Raw genomic sequence first — 19,306 nt, 5'->3', positions numbered from 1 at the left:
TGGGGGCGACTTCGGGTCAAGCATCTTTTCGTAGGTCCCCATTCAAATGAGACACCAAGCCCGGAAGCGAACGCTCCCGATGTCGAAAATGCAAATGCAAACAATAGTCTCTTCATAGTTTCCTCTGCAGACAAGGCGGATGGAATTGGTCCCACCAGAACGCCAGCCGGAGGAAGACTAAACGATTCCTTTTGAGCGCAAAACGCCAAAGTGGACGTGCCTTTCAGGTAAGGGAACGAGGCATCCAGCGTCCAGCGGAGCCAGAAATTCGTCTCGATATTCTGAGGCGCCATGCCGAGCCACCGCGCCGCGCCGTATCCTGATACGCCCGGGAGCCGACAGGACGGTGCCGTCCGACTTCACCATCACGGTGCCGCAATGTTTTGTCAGTTCCGTCACGTGGCCTCTCCTGTGGTCGCGCACGAAGGATGGAATCACGTCGTGCAATTGTCATTCGTTGCCGCGGCTGGTTATATGGTTGCCGCCGACAGTCAGAGGGAGCTTCCATGAATCCGATCAGACAGGTTCTCAACGTCCTGCTCCCCATCCGCCCAATTTCCGGCAAGAGCCCGGTCCGCTACAGGACAACCGCCCAAGCTCTTTCGTCGGCAGTCCGGATCGCACGCCGCCGCAAAGCTGTCGATCCTGCTGCATCATTCGCGACTGAATCTGTTATCGAGGAGATCGAAAACAGTTCTCTGCCTTGGGACTTCCTGAAGGACAGGTCCGACGATGCTACCCCGGAACCGACGCCTGCCATGGCCAAGAAAACTGTCGGAATTCCGATGAGTTCGCGGAGTGGCATCGTCGGCTATCAAGATGAAAGCAGACCCCATTGCCTCAAGAAAAATGTTACCGGGTGGAGTCCGTTGCCTCACCTCGTCACCGTTGGCATACGAGAAAAAACCAGACCATCGCCGGCAAAGTGCGGGTCGTGCCATTCATGTATTTAGCTGCTGACCAAACGGCTTCGCGGTAATGCCAGGAATGTCGTCTATCGCGACAGGTTTCCCGATTAAATAGCCTTGAGCTTCGTCACATCTGACGCGGCGCAGATAGTCGAGCTGTTCGGGAGTTTTGACGCCTTCGGCCGTTACCTCAATTCGAAGCTCGTCATGGCGGCGAGCGCGCCCAATGGCTCGTCGAGCAACAGGATTTCGGGCTGTACCGTTAGCGCCCGGGCAATGCCGACGCGCTGCGCCATGCCGCCGGAAAGCTGCCTGGGATAGGCATCGGCGAATTCGGCAAGACCGACGAGGGCGATATAGAAGCGGGCCCGTTCCTCGGCTTCTTGCTTGGGCACGCCCGCACCTCGAGGCCGAAGGCGACGTTGCCGAGCACTGTCAGCCAGGGCAGCAGGCGCGGCTCTTGGAAGAGCACCGCGCGCTCGGCGCCGACGCCATGCACCGGCTGCCGTCGATGGCGACGCCGCCGTTGTCGGCGGCCTCCAACCCGGCAAGAATGCGCGGCGGCGTAGTCTTGCCGGAGCCGCTGGCGCCGACGATGACCAGGCATTCACCGGAGCGGATATCCAGGTTGAGTGCCCTCGCACGGGGAGCTGACGCCCGCCGAGGATAAAGGATTTGGCGAGGTCGCGTATAAAGACCTCGCCGCCACTTGTTGTTGTGCCCATCGCGCTCCGCTCCCTGCTCAATTGGTCTTGGTTTCGCCCGGTCGGTTACTTGTCGCCTTGTCACGTCGCGCCAACCGCTCGGCTTCTGGCCGTGGGACAGGTAGATTGCGCGAGCTTTGAACCCCTCGGATGGCAGCAGAACAATCGCCAGCCAATCGAATTGGTCATAGTCGTTGTAGCCGACGTAGGCAGCACCACGCTTACCCTCTTGCTTTCTCCATGCTGCGCACCGCTAGCTTCCTCAACCGAGCCAGCTTGAAAGGTTCTAAAGGGACGATCGGCTTTTGGGCCGTGACCATATCAGCAACTAGATGGGCTGCCGCCGGCCCGATCCCAAATCCATGGCCCGAGAAACCGCTGGCGATTACCAAGCCCGAAATTTCGTCGACCGTATCGATCACGGGCACCGCATCCGGCGTGACATCGATAGCGCATCCCCAGCTTTCTTCGACTTTGGCATCAGCAAACTCTGGGAAAACTCTCCTTAGGTTGCTCAGCCCCTCGCTAAGGATTTTTTTGGAAGGCTTTGGGTTGAGAACCCGGGTCGTTTCAAAGGGGGTGACCTGATCCGATCGCCACCTCTTCGGGATGTTCATCTCCCTGAAAAACTGATTGCTGAAGCGGAGTCTTATTTCATTCCCTTCCGACCGAAAGGCGGGAAGGAACTGGAAGAGCAAACGGAAGCTATCCGGAACGATTTGCGCAATGTTCGCGTTTTTCTGCGCGATCGTATAGCCACCGTCAAGGCGCTTGCGAAAGGCGAAATCCCGACCGGCGACTGCACATTCAGGAGGCCCGTCGAGCCGCTGCGTACGCATGACCGAGCCGATGACTTTCAATTGCGGGAAATCGATGCCCAAGTTGCCGCAGAACAGTCTGGTCCAGGCGCCGGTAGCCAGGACGATGGACTTGCAGCGAATCTCGCCATGCTCCGTTACAACGGAATGGACCGAGCCCGCCGCTGTTTCAATGCAACGCACAGCACAATCTTCAACGATCTGGCCTCCGCGTGTGCGTAATGAAGCCGCCATGGCTTGCGTCGCCATGGAAGGTTCGGCACGTCCATCGCTTTTGGTAAATAGCGCGCCTTCCCAATGACCCATAAGCGTTGGGAAACGCTCTTTCAAACCACTTTGCCTAACTAGGGAGGAATCGACTCCATGCTCTTTGGCGAACGCTAGCCATTCTTCATACTTTTGGAGGTCCTTCTGGTCTTTGCACAAATAGTAGATGCCGGTTTCGCGGAATCCTGTCTCGATGCCTGTAAGTTCGTTCATTCCAGCCCATAGCTTTGCACTCGCGATAGCCATGGGTATCTCGGCTGGATCGCGCCCCATCTTGCGCACCCACCCCCAATTGCGGCTGGATTGCTCGCATGCGACATGACCTTTTTCACACACGACGACCGACAGCCCCCGTTGTGCAAGAAACAGCGCGGTGGCTGTTCCGATGATGCCGGCGCCAACAACAACGACATCTGCTCTCGCGGGGATGGCCTTCGGCGTCTGATTTGTTTGGTGAGAGATGATGCTCGGATCGGTCATTTGTTGGATCCGCCCACTGCTCGATCAGATAGCGACCCTGCCATGGCCGATACGGCAACATGCAATGCAACCATGCCCGGATCGTCGGTTCCTACCCCTTTGGATGGCTCAAGCCGCAGCCTCCCCATGATTGCCGGGCAACTGCGAAACTCCGCCAGCGCATCAGCGGTCGCTTGTTGCGCTGTGGCTCTCATCACTTCTGCAGTAGAGATCCCCTCGATGCTCCGTGCGACCCGAGCTATTCCGTCCAGCACCGTCTTGTCGCCGAGTCTGGCCTTTGACCGGGCCTGCATAGTCTCAACGGCATTTGACAACGCGGGAGCCATCTCGATCCAGGGAACTTCGTGTTTCGCCGACCAAGTCTTTCCCAGTGTGATCAGTCCCGTCATTGCAACGGCACTCAGGCTTGAGCCTGAGGTCCGCGCAATTGTTTTTGCAATCCGCATTAGGCTCTCGCCGACGTCATCCGGATAAATGGTCTCATCGGCAAGCAACGCCTGTGAAACTGTCGCCAAGGTAGTGCCCATGTCACCGTCACCACCCGCAGCATCAAGCTTGTTAAACCGATCTTTGCTCTCGACGAGCGCTAGTGCGACGCGCCGCATCGCGGCGCCGACATCCGATCCCGTGAAGATGGTCGCCATCACGCTCTCCACAGGGGACATTGGGCAGGAGCATTCAACAAACCGAGCAGTTCATCGTCGACCTGCATAACGCTCACCGAGGCGCCCGCCATTTCCATTGAAGTCACGTATTCACCAGCAAGTGAGTAGGCGATTTTCAGACCCGCCGCCTCAAGCAGCTGGGCCATTTTGCGGTACACGATATAAAGTTCTTCCAGCGGTGTGGCGCCAAGACTGTTGACTAGTACCGCTACCTTGGTCCCCGCTACGGGTTTGAGATCGTCCAACAGTCGCTCGACCATCTCTGCGGCAATTTCGTCAGCGGGTTTAAGCGCCCCGCGCCACAATCCTTTCTCACCATGAATGCCCATACCCATTTCAATGGCATCTTCTTCAAGCTCAAATGTAGGTTGGCCCGCCTGTGGTACTGTGCAGGCCGATAGCGCTACTCCTATGGACCGGCAACCAGCCATGGCCTTTTCAGTCACGGCTTTCACCTCAGGTAGACTAAGTCCCCTTTCCGCCGCGGCTCCAGCAACTTTGAATGCGAATATGATTCCAGCCACACCACGGCGCGTCTCTGCTCGATCCTTGTCTGCACTTGCAACGTCATCGGCCACAATTACGGTGGCGCAGTCCTTGCCCTCAGCGGTCAACATGTCATTGACCATGGCAAACACCATGGTGTCGCCGCCATAATTGGCAATGACTGACAGTACGCCCCCGCCGCAGTCAGCCGCGTTCAGGCACTCGGATATATCGTCGTACGACGGGCCGGCGAACACATGCCCGACAGCGCAGGCATCCAGCAGTCCTTCTCCGACATATCCGGCAAACAACGGCAAGTGCCCGAAGCCACCGCCGGAAACAACTCCAACTTTGCCTCCGGCCTTTTTCTTAGCCCGTTCAACGACACGGCCGTTGCTGCCTGAAATCCTGTAGGCACCCTGGTGCGCCAAGCTCATCCCCGCCAGCGCTTCATCCACATATTTCTCAGGACTGTTGATCAGCTTCTTCATGTTTTCGCTCTGCCAGTCTATCGCTTCGGTTCTTATTCGGTGGGGCTCCAAGCCACTGCAGTGTTTTCAAAAGCCCTCGCAATCCGTTGGGCTCGGCATTGGCATAGGTAAATGCGGAGGGTTCGCCGGGTTGTGGAACTCAGCCGTGTACTTCATTGGGCCTGCAGCCCCGGCGGCGGCACAAACAGGCTACCGCGCTCACGTTCCAACGTGCGGCCGATGCGAAGTGCCAAGGCATCGTCAAATTTTCTGACAACAATCTGCAGGCCAGCTGGCAGGCCATTTGATGTAAATCCGACCGGAACCACCAGGCTGGCGAGATCGAGGTAGTTCACCAGTCTTCCAAAATGATTGGGGGGCTGGCTTTCGTCTACCTCGGCAAGTGGTACTGGACTTCGATGCGAGCCAGGCGCGACGAACGCGTCAAATCCTGCTGCCGCTTCCTGAAAGCCGATCTGCGCCAGGCGGCGGGTTTCGAGAAGGCGGTAGTAAGCTGGTCCGCTGATGTCGCGGCCGCGGCTGATGCGTTCTGCAATGACCGGATCCACCGGGCTGTCGGGATGGTCGACATAAGCGCTGAGAAGGCCATAGCTCTCGACGCTCATGATTTCGCCGCCACGGCCGAGATAGTCGCTGATGGACAATGGCAGAGCGATTTTCTGGAATTGGGCGCCAAGAGCCGTCAGATCGGCGATGGCGCGATCATGCAGCATCCGGATGTCGGGCTCGACGCCGGCCAAATCCCGCTCGTGGAGCATTCCGATCCGCAGGCGCTTCACGCCGTCCTCGATCGTGGCAAGGGAATGGACGGAGGGAACGTGCCACGTGGCGACATCGCGAGGATCTGACCCCACCATAGCTTCCAACAGAAGCGCGGCGTCTCGGACGGTACGGGTCATCGGCCCGACGCTGTCATGTGTCGGGCATAGCGGCACGACGCCGCCGCGCCCAACTAGCCCGACTGAAGTCTTGAGGCCGACGATTCCGCACCAGGCGGCAGGCGTTCGGATCGAGCCGCCAGTATCGGTACCCAAAGCGGCTGGGGCGAATCCACCAGCGACCGCTACTGCCGAGCCGCTGCTTGACCCCCCTGCAACGACATGAGTGTCCAGACCCCAGGGATTGCACGGCGCGCCCTGCACTTGGTTTGTTCCCCATCCGCCATAGGCGAACTCAACCATGTTGGTGCGGCCGATGGCCACCATACCTGCGGATTCGAGCTTTTCGACGGCATTTGCCGAGCGGGTTGGCAGCCTGTCATTGAGAGCGTTTGAGCCGGCGTTCGTGTAATGGTCGGCCTGATCGAAGATGTCCTTTACGGCTAGCGGCACTCCAAGCAGGGGGGAGGTGGAAGTTCCTCTTGCTCGTGCTGCGTCCGCAGCTCGGGCGCGTGCCAGCGCGCCGTCCTCATCGACCTGACAAAAGGCGTGCAGCCGGCCATCCAATGCCGCTATGCGCCTGATGAGTTCGGTCACAGCTTCCACGGACGACAGTTCCCGCCGAGCGAAGCGATCCGACAGTTGCTCGATTGACCAGAACGGGTCAAATGTCATTGAACAAATCCTTTGTGCTGCTAGGCAGCCGATCCGCGACTTCCAATCACTGCGTCAACGACCAAGACTGCCGCTACGTTGACGACGACGATGACCGACGACACGGCAAAGACCGCCGGGCTAAAGGATGTATTCGCCTGTTGGAAAAGCCAGATGGAGAGCGGGAAGACATCGACGGAGTAGAGAAAATAGCTCAGCGTGAATTCGTTGAAAGACAAGATGAAGACGAGGATGGCGCCGGATGCGATACCGCCGCTGGCAAGCGGCAAGACGATCTGCCGAAAGACCTTCGGCGCGGAAGCACCAAGCGTCATCGCAGCCTCCTCCAACATGGGATCAATGCCCCGCATCGCCGCCATGCAGTTGCGCATGAGGAACGGCAGCCCGATGATCGAATGAGCGACTACGATCTGAAAAATACCAAAATCGAGATCGGACGCGCTTACCAGCACCAGCAAGGCAATTCCAAGAACAATGGCTGGAAATACCACCGGCAAGCCCATCAGCTCTTCGATAAGTGTCTTACCCGCGAAACGATATCGCACCAGCGCATAGGAAGCCGGGACACCAGCAAGCACACACACAAGCGAAGTGAGAGCCGCGATTTCCAGGCTGACAAGCAATGACTCCCGCAATCTTCCGATGCCGGCGTCCGGACCGACCAGCATTGTCCAGACCTCCTGATACCAGCGCAGTGAAAGCGCCGGCGGCGGAAACTGCAGCGTCTCGCCGCTGGTAAATGAAATCACCAGGACCATGCAGATTGGTGCAAGCATCAGCGCCAGCAGCATGCAAGTAATGCCTTTGACGAGCTGCCACTCCATTCCGAAGCGCCCGGTTGCGGTCGGCATGCTCATCGCTTGATCTCCACGTTGGTGCGGACGATGAGGCGGTTGAGCGACTGCACGGCGAGTGCCAAAAGGATCAGCAAGACCGAAAGCGCTGCACCGAGCGGCCAGTTGGAAAGCGAGCCCATCTGATCGCGGATTACAACCGCAATCGTCGTCACCTTCAACCCGCCAAGCAGCAACGGCACGACAAACGCACCCGTATTGAACCCGAAGACAAGAATGGCGCCCGCAGCCATGCCCGGCCAGGCCAACGGCAGAATTATGTGGCGATAGGTTCTGATCCGGTTTGCCCCAAGAACATTTGCTGCCTCTTCAAGCGATAGAGGAATTGAGCGCAGCGCGGCGGCGGCGGGCAAGACGGCAAGCGGGATGCTCGTCTGAACGAGTCCGAGCATGACACCCGTGCGGTTGAAGAGCAGCGAGAAGGGCCGTTCGGTTCCCGTTACGGCTGAAATTGCTTGGTTGAGGAGCCCATTCGGCCCGAGAATAGCCATCCAGCCGAAGCTTTGCACGAGCAGGCTGATGATCATCGGCAACAGAATAGCAATTAGCACGAGCCGTCGGGCGAATGCTGATGTTGTCCGTGTCATGAAAAGCGCAATGGGGAATGCTACGAGCGTTGTTATCAGAGCACTCAGCAGTGCCATCCAGATTGTGTCTACTATGATGCCGATGTTTCTGGGGCTAGCCAATTGCGCGTAGGCCCTCAAACTCCAGCCTGTCCATTCGGCATCCCGTTCTCCGACGCTCATGCGCAGGACGACCAGGGCGCAGACCAACAGGAGACCGATCAGCATGCCAGCCGGAAGAAGAAGCCTGATCGGCGGCTTGCGGATCGGCGCGTCTTTTTCCATCGACGGAAGCGGAGCGATGGGGTTCTCGATAGCGGTCATTGGCTAACGATTCTCGCTTTGCCGGAGTCAATCGTAACCCAAGCGGTATCGCCGGCAGATGAGGCAAGTCTGTTTTCGGTCGACTGCGCAATAAGCGTGTTGCCGCCGGGGAACACGATCTGCCAGCGGTGAAGACCGCTGCGAAACTGCGACGACACCACCTGGCCCTCAAAAGCGCCGCCGGGGTCGGCGGGATGAACGATTGTCTGCTCGGGTCGAAAAATAACAAACGCTCCTTCACCTATGTCGGTGCGATTTGCGACACGAATTGCTAGCCCGGCATCGGTCTGCACCAACGATGTCCCATTCGCCTGGTCGAGCACGCGCGCGATCCGAAGGGTGTTGGTGTCGCCGAGAAAATCGGAAACGAACCTAGAATTCGGTGCATCGTAGATTTCCTCCGGCGTCCCAGCTTGAAGGATCTTGCCAGCATTCATGATGATGACGCGGTCCGACATCATAGAAGCCGTTTCCTGATCGTGCGTGACGTAGACGGCCGCAATGCCGAGGTGCTTTTGGATAGCCCTAAGTTCGACCGCCATATAGTCGCGAAGGCGCCGGTCGAGTGCCGCCATCGGCTCATCGAAAAGGACCAGCGCCGGTTCAGTCACCAATGTCCGTGCCAAGGCCACCCGCTGAAGCTGCCCTCCGCTCAGCTCGCTTGGTCGTCGTTCCGCAAACTTTTCGGGCGAAAGCTGTACGAGTTCCAACGCTTTGGCGACTTTGGTTTCGATCAGGTTGCTGGCCAGACCCTGCATGCGCAGGCCAAAGGCGACATTTTGTTTGACGCTCATGTGCGGAAAGATTGCCAAGGACTGGAAAACCAAACCGACATTACGCTTGTGCGGCGGCTTTCCCGCAACGTCTTTGCCGAGAATGCGAACCTCTCCAGAAGTCGGCGAATCCAATCCCGCAATAATGCGCATGATCGTCGTCTTACCGCAGCCGGAAGGACCTAGGATTGACATGATCTCGCCCGGTTGCACGTCCAGATCGATATGGTCGACAGCCCTCACAGCACCATGAGCGAAGGTGCGTGAAAGTTTGCGGATCTCAAGGACAGGATTCTGTTCCATGTCACCTCAGAAGGTAGCGTTTGTGAAAGATGATGCGCACCGGTGTTGGGCCGAGTGGCCAGCCCAACACCGAACGTGATCTTACATCACTGCGTCTGTGTAGCGCTGGATCCACTCGTCACGCACGGACGCAAGGAAACCAGAATCCAGTCGGTTGGCGCGTTCCTTGATCACTTCGGGGCTTGGAATGAATGGGCTCTTCTTTGCCTTCTCCGACAAGATTGCATCTTGGTTGATTGGACCGTACCAAACCTCCTCGGCCATCTTCCCTTGCACCACTGGATCAAGAGCGTGATTAAGGAAGGCATTCACGGTCGCAGCATCGCCTGGGTGACCTTTCGGGACAACCATGTACTGAAGATCCACGAAGAAACCTTCGGCCAGATCGTACGTGCCACCAATGTTGAACTCCGGATTCGGGATGAATGTCGAGAACGTTAGAGGGGACATTACACCTGCTGCATTCACAGCGTCCGAACGGAACAAGTCGGCGATTTGGTTCGAGTTCGTCGTGATGGCCAAGGCCTTACCCTTCATTTTTTTCAGCAGTTCGAATCCGGGGGCAGGATTCTTGAGGTCACCGCCAGCGGCCTTCGCTGCGACAATTATCAGCTCAAGCGCACCGAGATTATCCGGTGTGGGAAGTACGATCTTACCCTCATTGGCCGCGTCCCAGATTACATCGTAGGATTTCGGTGGGGTGGTATAGCGCTTCGTATTGTAGATAAGACCATCGCTCCAAAGGAAGTAGCCGATCCCATGACCATTGGCACCGGTTTGATACTTGGGATCGACCCCGGAAAGGTTGGCGATTGCGCTAGTATCGGGCTTTTCTAGAAGCCCGGCATCGGCCAAAGAGTCCGCGCCAAACCCCGATAGGACCACGACATCATATTGCGGCTTGGATGCGGACGCCTTGATCTTCGCAATCATATCTGATGTGCTGCCGGTCAGGTCGGCAATGACCTTGGCGCCGGTCTTTGCCTCAAAGGTTTGCATAATGTTCTTGACGGCAGCCTGGCCAGTCGGATCGGACCACGTAAGGACCCTGATCTGCTTTCCTGCAAACTCCTGTGCAGAGGCTGATCTGATCAGAGGTGATGGCAGCGTTGAAGCTGCAATTGCAGCCGAGCCGGCAAGAAAGCTTCTGCGGTCAACGCGGATATTAAAGATTTTGTCCGTCATGCTCTTTACTCCCTTTGTTAGGACCCCTCTTAGTTTCTGATCACTTGATCAGAAGTGCACGCCCGTTCGAACCGGTGAGGCGCTCAACCCCATTGCTCGTCACGACGACAGTTTCACTGATGCCAAACCCACAGGCCAGCGCCAGCATGTGGAAGGCCATACCTTCCTTTAGTTCCCAATCTTCTTGTTCGTTGAAGTCGAGCGCTTCCCATTCGGCGGTCTTGGGCGGGAAGCCGATGCCGGTCGAGTAGCCACTGCGGTTGTAATAATCGGGCCGGATCTTGCGGATCGGCTTTCGCACCAGTGCATCGACTTCGCGGGCTGAGGCACCAGGCTTCATAGCCGCAATACCAGCATCCTGAGCGGATACAACAACGTCAGCGGCCCGCCTTACCTCATCCGACGCGTGGCCGATGGCCACCGTGCGCATCTGTGTTGCATGATAGCGTTCGAGACAACCGTAGAGCTCGAAAAGCACCAATTCACCACGCTGAATGATCTTCGGGCTCCAGTTCGCATGGCAGACGTTATAGCGGTATCCGGACATGATATGGTGCGGTAGGCCGGTATACTCGCACCCGGCGTTGACGCCGGCCGCGAAAACCGCAGCAGCAACCTGGGCCTCCGTGGCCCCATCGCAAATGGTCGCAAACGCGACCTGCTGCTCGATTTCGGCGATCTGTGCTGCACGTCGGATGTAGCCCACCTCGGCGGGTGATTTGATCACGCGAACGCGATCGACAAGCAAGCTAGCATCCACAATCGTGGCATCGCTAAGTCCATTGGTCAGCGCATCTGCGATTGCAGACGTCAAAAACCAGGACCTTTTCTCCAGTCCGATGCGTTTGCCGGCGGTACCGAAACCGCGCACCAGGGCGAGCGTTTTTTGGATGAGGTCGTCGCCCTCCTTCCAGGTGGAGGCGTCCGGGAGCCACGAATATTCGTCGACATTGCCCTTTTCCAGAAAGCGCAACAGCAGTTGCGGGTCACCGGTCTGAGCGAGCACGACGGTCTGATAGGCGAAATAACCTGATGTCTGGTGTCCCGTGAGGTAGTAGATATTCTCCGGTGCGTGCAGCAAAAGAATATCGATGTCCCGCACCGACATTTCTGACTGCACCTGCGCTACGCGCGTCTTGAATTCTTCAGTTGTAAACGCTTGCCGGTTGCCGGTCATGTGCTCATCCCATGTATGTGCATTTAAAGTGCCGAAACAGAGAGTCGAAAATGGCGGCCTTCGCGGAACGGGGCGCAATCGGCGGGAGGGTGCCGTCTTGACCACGCGATCCGCGAAGGCCGCCTGACCCGCTGCTCGTCGCCGACGAGCACCCGGCCTGATCCCGGATCCACGACTTGGGGTAAACTAGTCGTCCGGGTGTCTCAACTTGATCAATGATAACCGGACACTGCCCAGAGGCAGCAACGGTTGCCAGGACCCCTTCCGACTGACTTAAAGTGCGATCTGCCATTGGTCTCAGCCTGCCGACTCGACATCCACGCATAACCCATACTTCCATATTATGGGATTTACAAGAGCTTCTTTTCATATAATGATAAAAATCATCGAAGAGCCTTCAATACCGTTCACAGGTGACAACCCCCTCCATGACCATTGCCCGACACTTTGCAGATTTCCTTTTCGATGTCCGCGAGATCAACGGCCCCGCTGCTGAACAAGCGAAAACGGCGGTTCTGGACTTGACGACAGCCGCGCTCGCCGGCGTCAATGAAGATGCTACGGTCGCAACGCGAAAGGCGGCCCTGTCCGTGTGGCAGCATGGAAACTCGCCGATTTGGTTCACAACGCATCGCACCAGCGCGGCCGGTGCAGCTCTCGTCAATTCTACAAGTGCGTCGAGCTTGGATCTGGATGATGGTCATCGCGCGGCGGCCGGACATCCCGGGGCATCGATCATTCCCGCTGTTATGGCCATGGCAGCCGAATGCAGATGTCCAACCAACAGGATACTACCCGCGATCGCGCTCGGCTATGAGATCGCCGTCCGCGTGGCTGCCTCGCGGGATTTTGGAACTCTGACGACACTCGTTTCAGGCCCATGGGTTGGCTACGGCGCTGCCGCAGCGGGGGCTTGGTTGCGCGGCCTAGAGCCGCGTGCAATCGAGCAGGCCATTGCCATCGCCGGCTCGACTGCGCCGAACCTTTCCGCGGTCGCATACTCGAAGGTGATGGGCAATCACTTGAAAGAAGGCATCCCCTGGGCAACCGCGACAGCTCTGGTTGCCGTCGAACTCGCGGCCCAGGGCTTTACCGGGCCAGTCGATCTTCTTGACAACGAAAGCATCTTCCACCGTGGTCGCCTGCTCGATGGGCTTGGAACCGAGTGGGCGATCAACGGCATTTATTTCAAGCCTTACGGCTGTTGCCGTTGGGCGCATTCGGCAATTGATGCTGTCTTGGCCCTTAAGGCGCAGCATGGGATGAATGTCACCGAAATACATGCGATAGAAATAGAAACGTTTTCATGGGCACTTCGTCTGAACAACGAAGTGGCGCCGCGCACAACCGAATCCGCCCAGTATAGCGTCCCATTCTGCGTGGCCATGGCATTGACAAAAGGAGCCGAGGCGCTTTTGCAGATCACGAACAGGGACTTAGCTGATTCCGGGACCATCGCACTTGCGAGGCGAATTCAGTTGCGGGTTGATCCCGATTTTGACGCGGCATTCCCTCAGTCTGTTCCAGCACGCGTGGTAATAAGGACGAACAACGAGCGGCTGTCTAAGGAGGTCCTCGCCCCAACGGGTGAGCCCACAAACCCGATGGGCTGGGCTACTTTGGAGAACAAATTTCGAAACGTGGCAGAGCCCAGGCTGGAAGAGCAGCATATGGAAATCTTTCTCGCAGCATTCCGGGATCTTCGACAGGGCGAGCTTGGCAGGCTGATTGAAACTTTGCAGCGACCAATTCCGCGCCTTTCGTCGATAGACGAGCCTGCATTCGAGGCAACGAGCTGTTAGTCCCGTGTAGCTAGCCTCGTTGAGAGCTGTCGTGATAATGGGGCGACGACCTTATGGATCGTTTTGATCCGCCGGCTGGTTGATCGAGGTGCACGTGAAGACGACGACCGAAAGCGAGGAGAAGGCGACGGGAACGCAATTGCTCGATCGTTCCGTCGCTATCTTGAATCATCTTGGAGAGCTCGGCCGTGGCGGTGCGCGGGTTTCCGAGATTGCCGAAGCCTTCGGCCTAAATATGTCGACGGCACATCGAATCATCACCGGCCTTGAGCGGCATCGCTACATTGAGCGCGACGAGACAACAAAGCGGTACAGACTAGGGCTGGCCCTATTTGCCCTCGGAGCCAAAGCCGCGGACACGACGGGTATGCGGCGGGTTTGTCATCCTGCTTTGATGCGTATTGCGGCCGAAACGGGTGATACTGTTTTTCTTATGGCTCGCAACGGCTTCAACACCGTCTGCGTCGACCGACAGGACGGTGGCTACCGGATCGACAGCCTCACGGGACAGGTCGGTGGCCAGATACCCCTTGGGGTTGGCCCCGCTAGCCAAGCGATCTTGGCCATGCTGCCACCAAACCAAGCCGAGGTCATTCTAGAAACCAACGCACCACAATTCGAGCGCTACCATGGATTGACAGCGGACGAAATCAGGCATGCTCTGCCAGAGATCCGCAGGCGCGGCTATGCCGTCGATGACGGGCACCTTGTGGAAGGAATTTCCGCGATAGCGGTGGCAATCATCCTAGAAGGCGGAAATGTAGCAGGCGCGCTCGCCATCAACATGACTAGCGCAAGGCTGCGGAGGAGCAGCGTAGGCGACTTCATTCAGATTCTGCGACGTGAAATCGACGAAATCGAACGCACGATGAACCCACACGATGTTTCGATTGCCACCTAAGCTGGCAACCTTGTGAGAGCAGAGAGCTATCGAGACGGAAGCCCCTGTCAACTGAAATTTGATCGGAGACACAGGATCGCGAGCTTCTACAGTGCAATAAGGCTGCGCGGTCGGCAATCACCCAGCCCTGGAGCACGAGCCCGGTCGAAGGCCAGATCAACCGCCTCAAGACGAAGCGCCGGATGTACGGGCGCGCCGCCTATCCACTCCTAAAGAGCCGACTCCTGAATGCAGCTTGACCCAACCGGACGCAGGGACACCGAAAAAGTAGTCCCTGCACCAAATATGCGGAAGAACCCAGAATTGTCGGGCCATAGGTCCGGCGGAGCTATATCGTTGCTGGGCTTAATTCGTGACACTGAAACGCAGCGCGGAGATGCTTCACAATGATTTTGAGCACACATGCAGTCGTTGGCGGCGCGATTGCCAGTCTATTTCCTTCCGATCCCATACTGGCAGCCGTGGCTGGCTTTGCGAGCCATTTTGCGATCGACGCCATTCCGCATTGGGACTACCCGCTTCGGTCGATCTCAGTTGGGGAGGGTGCCGACAATCGGCGCCTTAGATTGAACCGAGACGTAGTAATCGATCTGATCTGCATTGGTGTTGACGCCTGCGCAGGCCTAGCACTCGCGATGTGGCTGTTTGCTACACCTTCTTCAGCTTGGGTTGTCTCGCTCGGCGCCGTCGCTGCAATCTCGGCGGATCCCCTGCAGTTCGTGCATAGCATCCATCCACGAGAGCCCCTTGTGTCACTCCAGCGCTTTCATGAGTGGATCCACTCCAACCGTAAGTTGGGTTGGAGGTTAGGGATCAGCTCTCAGATAACTTTCGCCGCCGTGGTGTCTTCGGTGGCGCAAGCCTTCAATTGAACAAGCAGTTCCTTTAATCGGCAAGTAGATTCCGAAGTGAAAGGCCAGCGGTCACGCCGCCGGCCTTTCATGGCTCGGGAGCGAGAACCATGAGCGCTGTCTTTGACGTCGGATCTTCCACGATCGATCGTATCCGCCATGACTTGGTTGACTGAAGATGCCGCGCTCTGGAGGCGCTCGGTCATGTCGTACGTCGTCTCGACCAGGAATTCTTGGCCTCGGTGGCCCTTGACATCCTGCCATCCGAAGAACTGGCACTGCGCGACAAGGGGGAACAGCCGAATCAGGGCGGCACCGCGGATGAGCCGCCTTGCCGCCATCAAAACACTTATAGGCCTCGTTTTTGCCTTCATGTGACTGCGAGTTCATCCACATGCTCGCCCAGTCCGCTTCCTTGGGTCGGCCGGAACCGGCAAGAGGCACTTGGGCGAAAGCCCGCGGCATCGAGGCCGTGTTCCTTTGCTCATGCCGATCCCAAGCGGCTGGCACTCCGTGGCTAGGGCATGGGCCAATCGATCCACACGGCTAAAGACAACTGTATTCTGCTTTTGTCTGCAATCTAACGATGTCGAATATGCGACACGGCACTTATGGCGCTATCATTCTGATACAAAACATTTTTCTCTTTGGCACGGAAAATGCACAATTAGCAGCGGATGCATCGCAGTTAGGGACCAGGTTTGCACTGAACCGCAGGATACCAGTCAGCACGACCCAAAGGCTGACACGTGGTCTCAGCAGTTTCTTGAAATTGGGTGTCAGCTTTTTGTAGGTCAGAGATGGTGAATACAGCTCTAGTTACCGGCGGTTCGGGGTATTTTGGGGAATTGTTGAGCAAACAGTTACTTGAGCAAGGAACCCACGTTCGCGTGTTCGACCTAAATTTCCCTGGCTTCAGTCATCCCAATCTGGAATTTTTCAAAGGAACGATCCTGGACCGTAACGCGGTCAAACAAGCAGTCTCCGGCGTGGACAAGGTGTTCCACAACGTCGCCCAAGTGCCTTTAGCCAAGGATGTAGACCTGTTCTGGTCCATCAACAAGGACGGCACTCAGATCCTTGCCGACGAAGCCGTTGCGGCAGGAGTCGTGAAGCTGATCTATACTTCCTCCAGCGCTGTTTTTGGCGTTCCCAAAGAGAATCCCGTGACAGAGAATACAGAACCCAATCCTGCTGAAGACTACGGACGTGCAAAACTCGCAGGAGAAATCATTTGTAAGAAAGCAATGCAACGCCATGGTCTGGATGTGACGATTGTGCGCCCGCGGACCATTCTCGGACACGGCCGCCTTGGCATCGTCCAAATCCTGTTTGACTGGATAGAACGGGGCCTCGACATTCCAGTTTTTGCTGGCGGGAATAACAGATATCAGTTCGTTCACTCGGATGATTTGGCCTGGGCATGCATTGCGGCATCGGATATGAGCGGATTTGCCGAATACAATATTGGAGCGGCCGAATTTGGCACAATGCGTGAACTTCTGCAGACGGTAATTGACCATACTGGTACCGAAAGCCGAATCAAGTCTATTCCGATGGGGCCGACTGCCCTCGCAGCAAATTTGGCAAGTACGCTTGGCCTATCTCCATTAGGCCCCTATCATTCGCTCATGTACGGGCGATCGATGTATTTCGATATTTCGAAAGCTCAAAAAGAACTTTATTATACGCCGAAGTATTCTAATTCTCAGATGATTATCGAAACCTATGATTGGTATCAGGCCAATAAGGCGTCTCTGAGCAAAGGCGGAGCGTCACATCATAAGTCGCCGGTCAAACAGCAGATTTTGGCGCTAATTCCGTACGTATTGCGGATGACCCCGGGATGAATACGCTACCCCTGATCACGGTTCTTGCGGCAGGCTTGAATTCCTGTATCGGCAACATGTTGCTGAAATGGAGCCGGACCTCCCTGCCTACCGACGCCGGACCAATCGATAAGTTTCTCTCAATTGGCTTTATGGGCGGACTGCTATTTTACGGCGTCAACGTCGTATTTTTTGCAAAGGCTCTCGACTCCATGGAGGTGTCCGTCGCTTATCCGATTTTGGCGGGTTCCGGGTTTGCGATGCTGGCGGTTGCATCATACTACATTTTTGGGGAACCGTTTCATCTGTCCAAAGGGATTGGCCTCGGTCTTGTCTTGGCCGGTATTATTGTTCTGTCTCGAGGAGACTGAAAATGGTATTCGATCGAGTGATTGTGGCAACACTGATACCTGCGTGGCCACTACTCGATGGAGAAGAAAAAAAAGCTATAGTAACTGAAGTCGTACCAAGCGTCACCCGAGCCATTGCGGGTGCCCCCTTTCATATTCGTTTGGCGGTTCGAAGCGTTTCGATCTTCCTGAGCCTTTGCCTCTTTTTGATTTCAGCCGGCGCGGGCGGCCCGTTGGCAAGCGCGCTTCGCGCAGACAGGTTTTATAATCTTCTGCAGAGATCGCCCGGTCCCATCAGATCCGTCGTGCGCCTTTATCGATCGATGACGCTGCTCGCATTTTATGAGCAGATGCCCGTGGCGGCAAGACTGTTGTACGTACGGCCTGCAGGGAATTAAAAGGCTTGGACCTGAAAGGCCGTTTTCATCCGAGCAACGCACTGCAACTGGAAGCGGATGCGGTGATTATCGGTTCTGGTGCGGGCGGTGCCAGCGTAGCAGATGTGCTGACAGCTGCCGGCATTTCCGTAATCATGCTTGAAGAAGGTAAGCATATTCCGTCATCATCAGCTTCTCCTATCGCAAGCGAGGCATTTTTGGCAGCCTGGCGCAGCGGAGGACTAACTGCGGCGATTGGGCGCCCCCCCATTAACTATGCCGAAGGCCGCTGCGTCGGGGGAGGAACAGAAATCAACAGCGCTATTACCCAGCGAGCTGATAGCGATCTCATTGATCAATGGCGCGAGCTCTATAAGATCGAGAATTTTACGGCGGATGAACTGTCGCAATATTACGAGCGCGCGGAGACGGCGGTAAATGCAAGCCTGACGCCCGGTCCGCTCGGACGTGCCACCGACATTCTGCGGAAGGGGGGCGAAGCGCTCGGCTGGAAAGTGTCGGAACTGAAACGGGGGCAACGTGGCTGCAAGGGCGCCAACCGCTGTTCTTATGTTTGTCCGAACGGCGCCAAGCAGTCCATGGCGGTGACCCTTCTGCCAAAGGCAGTGGACCGCGGTATGCGCCTGCTGGCGCAAACGCGGGTGGACAACATACGAATTGAAAAAGGCCGTGCCACAGAAGTCCTTGCCCGTTCACGCGATACAGGCGGACATGCCGTGGCAGTGCGCGTAAAAGCCGGCATGGTGTTTGTGTGCGCAGGTGCAATTCACACCCCGGCGCTTTTGCGCCGCTCCGGCCCGCGCAAATGCATTGGCAATACGCTGCGCGTTCACCCGACAATCAGGGCAACGGCGCTGTTTAATGAGCCGGTCGATGCGCATCAGTCGCGGCTCCCTCTGACGGCGATTACCGAATTCATGCCGGAACAACGCATCGGTGGATCGGTATTCACGCCCGCGATCTTTGGGCTCTCGCTTGCGGAAGACTGGACCAATCGCGGCGATCTGATGCGGAACTGGCGTTTTTGCGGCTCATATTACGGCATGATACGGTCGCGCGGAGTGGGCTCGGTGAGACCGCTTCCCGGAATCAACGAGCCGCTTGTCAGTTTCAAACTCGCCGATGAGGACTGGGTTGCTTTGAGCCAGGTTCTCACCCGTCTTGGCCAAGCCATGTTTGCGGCCGGCGCCCGCAAGGTTTTCCCGGGCATATCCGGCCATGAAGGGTGGACGAGCCCTGATCAGGTGCATGAATTCTGGGACAAGCCTCTACCCAAACGGGCAACCAATCTGATGACCATACACCTGTTTTCAAGCTGCCCGCCTGGCGAGCATCGGGATGCTTGCGCGGTCGACAGTTACGGACGGGTGCGTGGCGTCGAAAACCTCTTTGTCGCTGATGGCAGCCTCATTCCGGAAGCGCCCGGCGTCAATCCCCAAATGACCATCATGGCCTTGGCGATCCGGGCTGCGGAAGCAGCACTCTGTCATTCCGCACAAGAACGCGCCCGGTCAGCCGCAAGAGACAGAAACTAACGATCGTGTCCCAGGGAGTGGTGTAGCTGACGGCTTGGTCGCCGTGCTCTCCGGCATGGGGCCGGGCTGATCAGCGTGCCACGGCT

General features: G+C 57.0%; 20 protein-coding genes. 7 read left to right on the top strand and 13 right to left on the bottom strand.

From position 1 onward, the window contains the following. The first annotated feature begins 506 nt into the window (after positions 1-506). Complete coding sequence (locus NKG99_RS31400; RefSeq protein ID WP_352873140.1) at positions 507-953, top strand: hypothetical protein; 447 nt, start codon at positions 507-509, stop codon at positions 951-953. Here NKG99_RS31400 and NKG99_RS31395 read toward each other — a convergent pair. From NKG99_RS31395 to NKG99_RS31345, 12 genes are all read right to left on the bottom strand, one after another. Next, positions 942-1,103 carry an EAL domain-containing protein gene (locus NKG99_RS31395; protein WP_352873152.1) on the bottom strand — a complete coding sequence of 54 codons (162 nt, stop codon included), beginning with the start codon at positions 1,101-1,103 and terminating at the stop codon, positions 942-944. The two genes, NKG99_RS31400 and NKG99_RS31395, sit on opposite strands and share 12 nt — an antisense overlap. Beyond that, positions 1,094-1,459, bottom strand: a complete 366-nt coding sequence (locus NKG99_RS31390) for an ATP-binding cassette domain-containing protein (protein ID WP_502913103.1) — start codon at positions 1,457-1,459, stop codon at positions 1,094-1,096. The genes NKG99_RS31395 and NKG99_RS31390 overlap by 10 nt, the downstream gene beginning before the upstream one ends. After that, on the bottom strand, positions 1,344-1,697 hold the full coding sequence (locus NKG99_RS36060) for an ATP-binding cassette domain-containing protein (RefSeq protein WP_502913104.1): 354 nt from the start codon (positions 1,695-1,697) through the stop codon (positions 1,344-1,346). Before NKG99_RS36060 ends, NKG99_RS31390 begins: the two co-directional genes overlap by 116 nt. Before the next feature lie 136 nt (positions 1,698-1,833). After that, complete coding sequence (locus NKG99_RS31385) at positions 1,834-3,177, bottom strand: NAD(P)/FAD-dependent oxidoreductase (protein ID WP_352873139.1); 1,344 nt, start codon at positions 3,175-3,177, stop codon at positions 1,834-1,836. Beyond that, positions 3,174-3,821 carry a DAK2 domain-containing protein gene (locus NKG99_RS31380; protein ID WP_352873137.1) on the bottom strand — a complete coding sequence of 216 codons (648 nt, stop codon included), beginning with the start codon at positions 3,819-3,821 and terminating at the stop codon, positions 3,174-3,176. The genes NKG99_RS31385 and NKG99_RS31380 overlap by 4 nt, the downstream gene beginning before the upstream one ends. Beyond that, the gene (locus NKG99_RS31375) at positions 3,821-4,819 is read right to left on the bottom strand and encodes a dihydroxyacetone kinase subunit DhaK (protein WP_352873136.1); all 999 of its coding nucleotides are present in this window, start codon (positions 4,817-4,819) and stop codon (positions 3,821-3,823) included. The genes NKG99_RS31380 and NKG99_RS31375 overlap by 1 nt, the downstream gene beginning before the upstream one ends. 152 nt (positions 4,820-4,971) lie before the next feature. Beyond that, a complete protein-coding gene (locus NKG99_RS31370; protein ID WP_352873135.1) occupies positions 4,972-6,372 on the bottom strand; it encodes an amidase in 1,401 nt (466 codons plus the stop codon). A gap of 20 nt (positions 6,373-6,392) precedes the next feature. Next, entirely contained in the window at positions 6,393-7,229 is an 837-nt protein-coding gene (locus NKG99_RS31365; protein WP_352873134.1) for an ABC transporter permease, read from the bottom strand. Beyond that, complete coding sequence (locus NKG99_RS31360; protein ID WP_352873133.1) at positions 7,226-8,116, bottom strand: ABC transporter permease; 891 nt, start codon at positions 8,114-8,116, stop codon at positions 7,226-7,228. Before NKG99_RS31360 ends, NKG99_RS31365 begins: the two co-directional genes overlap by 4 nt. Continuing rightward, positions 8,113-9,192 (bottom strand): ABC transporter ATP-binding protein, encoded by a 1,080-nt coding sequence (locus tag NKG99_RS31355; RefSeq protein WP_352873132.1) that lies wholly within the window; start codon positions 9,190-9,192, stop codon positions 8,113-8,115. Before NKG99_RS31355 ends, NKG99_RS31360 begins: the two co-directional genes overlap by 4 nt. Before the next feature lie 81 nt (positions 9,193-9,273). After that, entirely contained in the window at positions 9,274-10,377 is a 1,104-nt protein-coding gene (locus NKG99_RS31350; protein WP_352873131.1) for an ABC transporter substrate-binding protein, read from the bottom strand. A 40-nt stretch (positions 10,378-10,417) separates the two neighbouring features. Next, positions 10,418-11,554, bottom strand: coding sequence for a M24 family metallopeptidase (locus tag NKG99_RS31345; protein WP_352873130.1), 1,137 nt, complete (start codon positions 11,552-11,554; stop codon positions 10,418-10,420). A 428-nt stretch (positions 11,555-11,982) separates the two neighbouring features. Between NKG99_RS31345 and NKG99_RS31340 the strand changes: the two genes are divergently transcribed. Further along, the gene (locus tag NKG99_RS31340) at positions 11,983-13,356 is read left to right on the top strand and encodes an MmgE/PrpD family protein (RefSeq protein ID WP_352795078.1); all 1,374 of its coding nucleotides are present in this window, start codon (positions 11,983-11,985) and stop codon (positions 13,354-13,356) included. A 94-nt stretch (positions 13,357-13,450) separates the two neighbouring features. Continuing rightward, positions 13,451-14,257, top strand: coding sequence for an IclR family transcriptional regulator (locus tag NKG99_RS31335; protein WP_352795077.1), 807 nt, complete (start codon positions 13,451-13,453; stop codon positions 14,255-14,257). A gap of 820 nt (positions 14,258-15,077) precedes the next feature. On the opposite strand, the gene NKG99_RS31330 is transcribed toward NKG99_RS31335, so the two are convergent. Beyond that, complete coding sequence (locus tag NKG99_RS31330; RefSeq protein ID WP_352873128.1) at positions 15,078-15,482, bottom strand: hypothetical protein; 405 nt, start codon at positions 15,480-15,482, stop codon at positions 15,078-15,080. A 426-nt stretch (positions 15,483-15,908) separates the two neighbouring features. On the opposite strand from NKG99_RS31330, the gene NKG99_RS31325 reads away from it, so the two are divergent. The 4 genes from NKG99_RS31325 to NKG99_RS31310 are packed head-to-tail and all read left to right on the top strand — an operon-like array spanning position 15,909 to position 19,220. Then, entirely contained in the window at positions 15,909-16,958 is a 1,050-nt protein-coding gene (locus tag NKG99_RS31325; protein ID WP_352873127.1) for an NAD-dependent epimerase/dehydratase family protein, read from the top strand. Then, the gene (locus NKG99_RS31320) at positions 16,955-17,308 is read left to right on the top strand and encodes a DMT family transporter (protein WP_352873126.1); all 354 of its coding nucleotides are present in this window, start codon (positions 16,955-16,957) and stop codon (positions 17,306-17,308) included. The genes NKG99_RS31325 and NKG99_RS31320 overlap by 4 nt, the downstream gene beginning before the upstream one ends. Positions 17,309-17,310: 2 nt before the next feature. Then, positions 17,311-17,685 carry a hypothetical protein gene (locus NKG99_RS31315; RefSeq protein ID WP_352873125.1) on the top strand — a complete coding sequence of 125 codons (375 nt, stop codon included), beginning with the start codon at positions 17,311-17,313 and terminating at the stop codon, positions 17,683-17,685. 5 nt (positions 17,686-17,690) lie between these two features. Next, positions 17,691-19,220: an FAD-dependent oxidoreductase gene (locus tag NKG99_RS31310; RefSeq protein ID WP_352873123.1), complete on the top strand. Its 1,530-nt coding sequence runs from the start codon at positions 17,691-17,693 to the stop codon at positions 19,218-19,220. The last annotated feature ends 86 nt before the right edge of the window (positions 19,221-19,306 follow it).

Source organism: Mesorhizobium sp. M1409, assembly GCF_040317535.1.
Lineage (GTDB): Bacteria > Pseudomonadota > Alphaproteobacteria > Rhizobiales > Rhizobiaceae > Mesorhizobium.
This window is presented reverse-complemented; position numbering and strand designations above follow the sequence as displayed.

Excerpts from the sequence above, each read along its gene's own strand:
- NKG99_RS31400 (WP_352873140.1), top strand. The coding sequence starts at position 507 with ATGAATCCGATCAGACAGGTTCTCAACGTCCTGCTCCCCATCCGCCCA.
- NKG99_RS31350 (WP_352873131.1), bottom strand. The coding sequence starts at position 10,377 with ATGACGGACAAAATCTTTAATATCCGCGTTGACCGCAGAAGCTTTCTT.
- NKG99_RS31345 (WP_352873130.1), bottom strand. The coding sequence starts at position 11,554 with ATGACCGGCAACCGGCAAGCGTTTACAACTGAAGAATTCAAGACGCGC.
- NKG99_RS31385 (WP_352873139.1), bottom strand. The coding sequence starts at position 3,177 with ATGACCGATCCGAGCATCATCTCTCACCAAACAAATCAGACGCCGAAG.
- NKG99_RS31330 (WP_352873128.1), bottom strand. The coding sequence starts at position 15,482 with ATGAAGGCAAAAACGAGGCCTATAAGTGTTTTGATGGCGGCAAGGCGG.
- NKG99_RS31315 (WP_352873125.1), top strand. The coding sequence starts at position 17,311 with ATGGTATTCGATCGAGTGATTGTGGCAACACTGATACCTGCGTGGCCA.
- NKG99_RS31365 (WP_352873134.1), bottom strand. The coding sequence starts at position 7,229 with ATGAGCATGCCGACCGCAACCGGGCGCTTCGGAATGGAGTGGCAGCTC.
- NKG99_RS31320 (WP_352873126.1), top strand. The coding sequence starts at position 16,955 with ATGAATACGCTACCCCTGATCACGGTTCTTGCGGCAGGCTTGAATTCC.
- NKG99_RS31370 (WP_352873135.1), bottom strand. The coding sequence starts at position 6,372 with ATGACATTTGACCCGTTCTGGTCAATCGAGCAACTGTCGGATCGCTTC.
- NKG99_RS31360 (WP_352873133.1), bottom strand. The coding sequence starts at position 8,116 with ATGACCGCTATCGAGAACCCCATCGCTCCGCTTCCGTCGATGGAAAAA.
- NKG99_RS31340 (WP_352795078.1), top strand. The coding sequence starts at position 11,983 with ATGACCATTGCCCGACACTTTGCAGATTTCCTTTTCGATGTCCGCGAG.
- NKG99_RS31375 (WP_352873136.1), bottom strand. The coding sequence starts at position 4,819 with ATGAAGAAGCTGATCAACAGTCCTGAGAAATATGTGGATGAAGCGCTG.
- NKG99_RS31355 (WP_352873132.1), bottom strand. The coding sequence starts at position 9,192 with ATGGAACAGAATCCTGTCCTTGAGATCCGCAAACTTTCACGCACCTTC.
- NKG99_RS31325 (WP_352873127.1), top strand. The coding sequence starts at position 15,909 with ATGGTGAATACAGCTCTAGTTACCGGCGGTTCGGGGTATTTTGGGGAA.
- NKG99_RS31380 (WP_352873137.1), bottom strand. The coding sequence starts at position 3,821 with ATGGCGACCATCTTCACGGGATCGGATGTCGGCGCCGCGATGCGGCGC.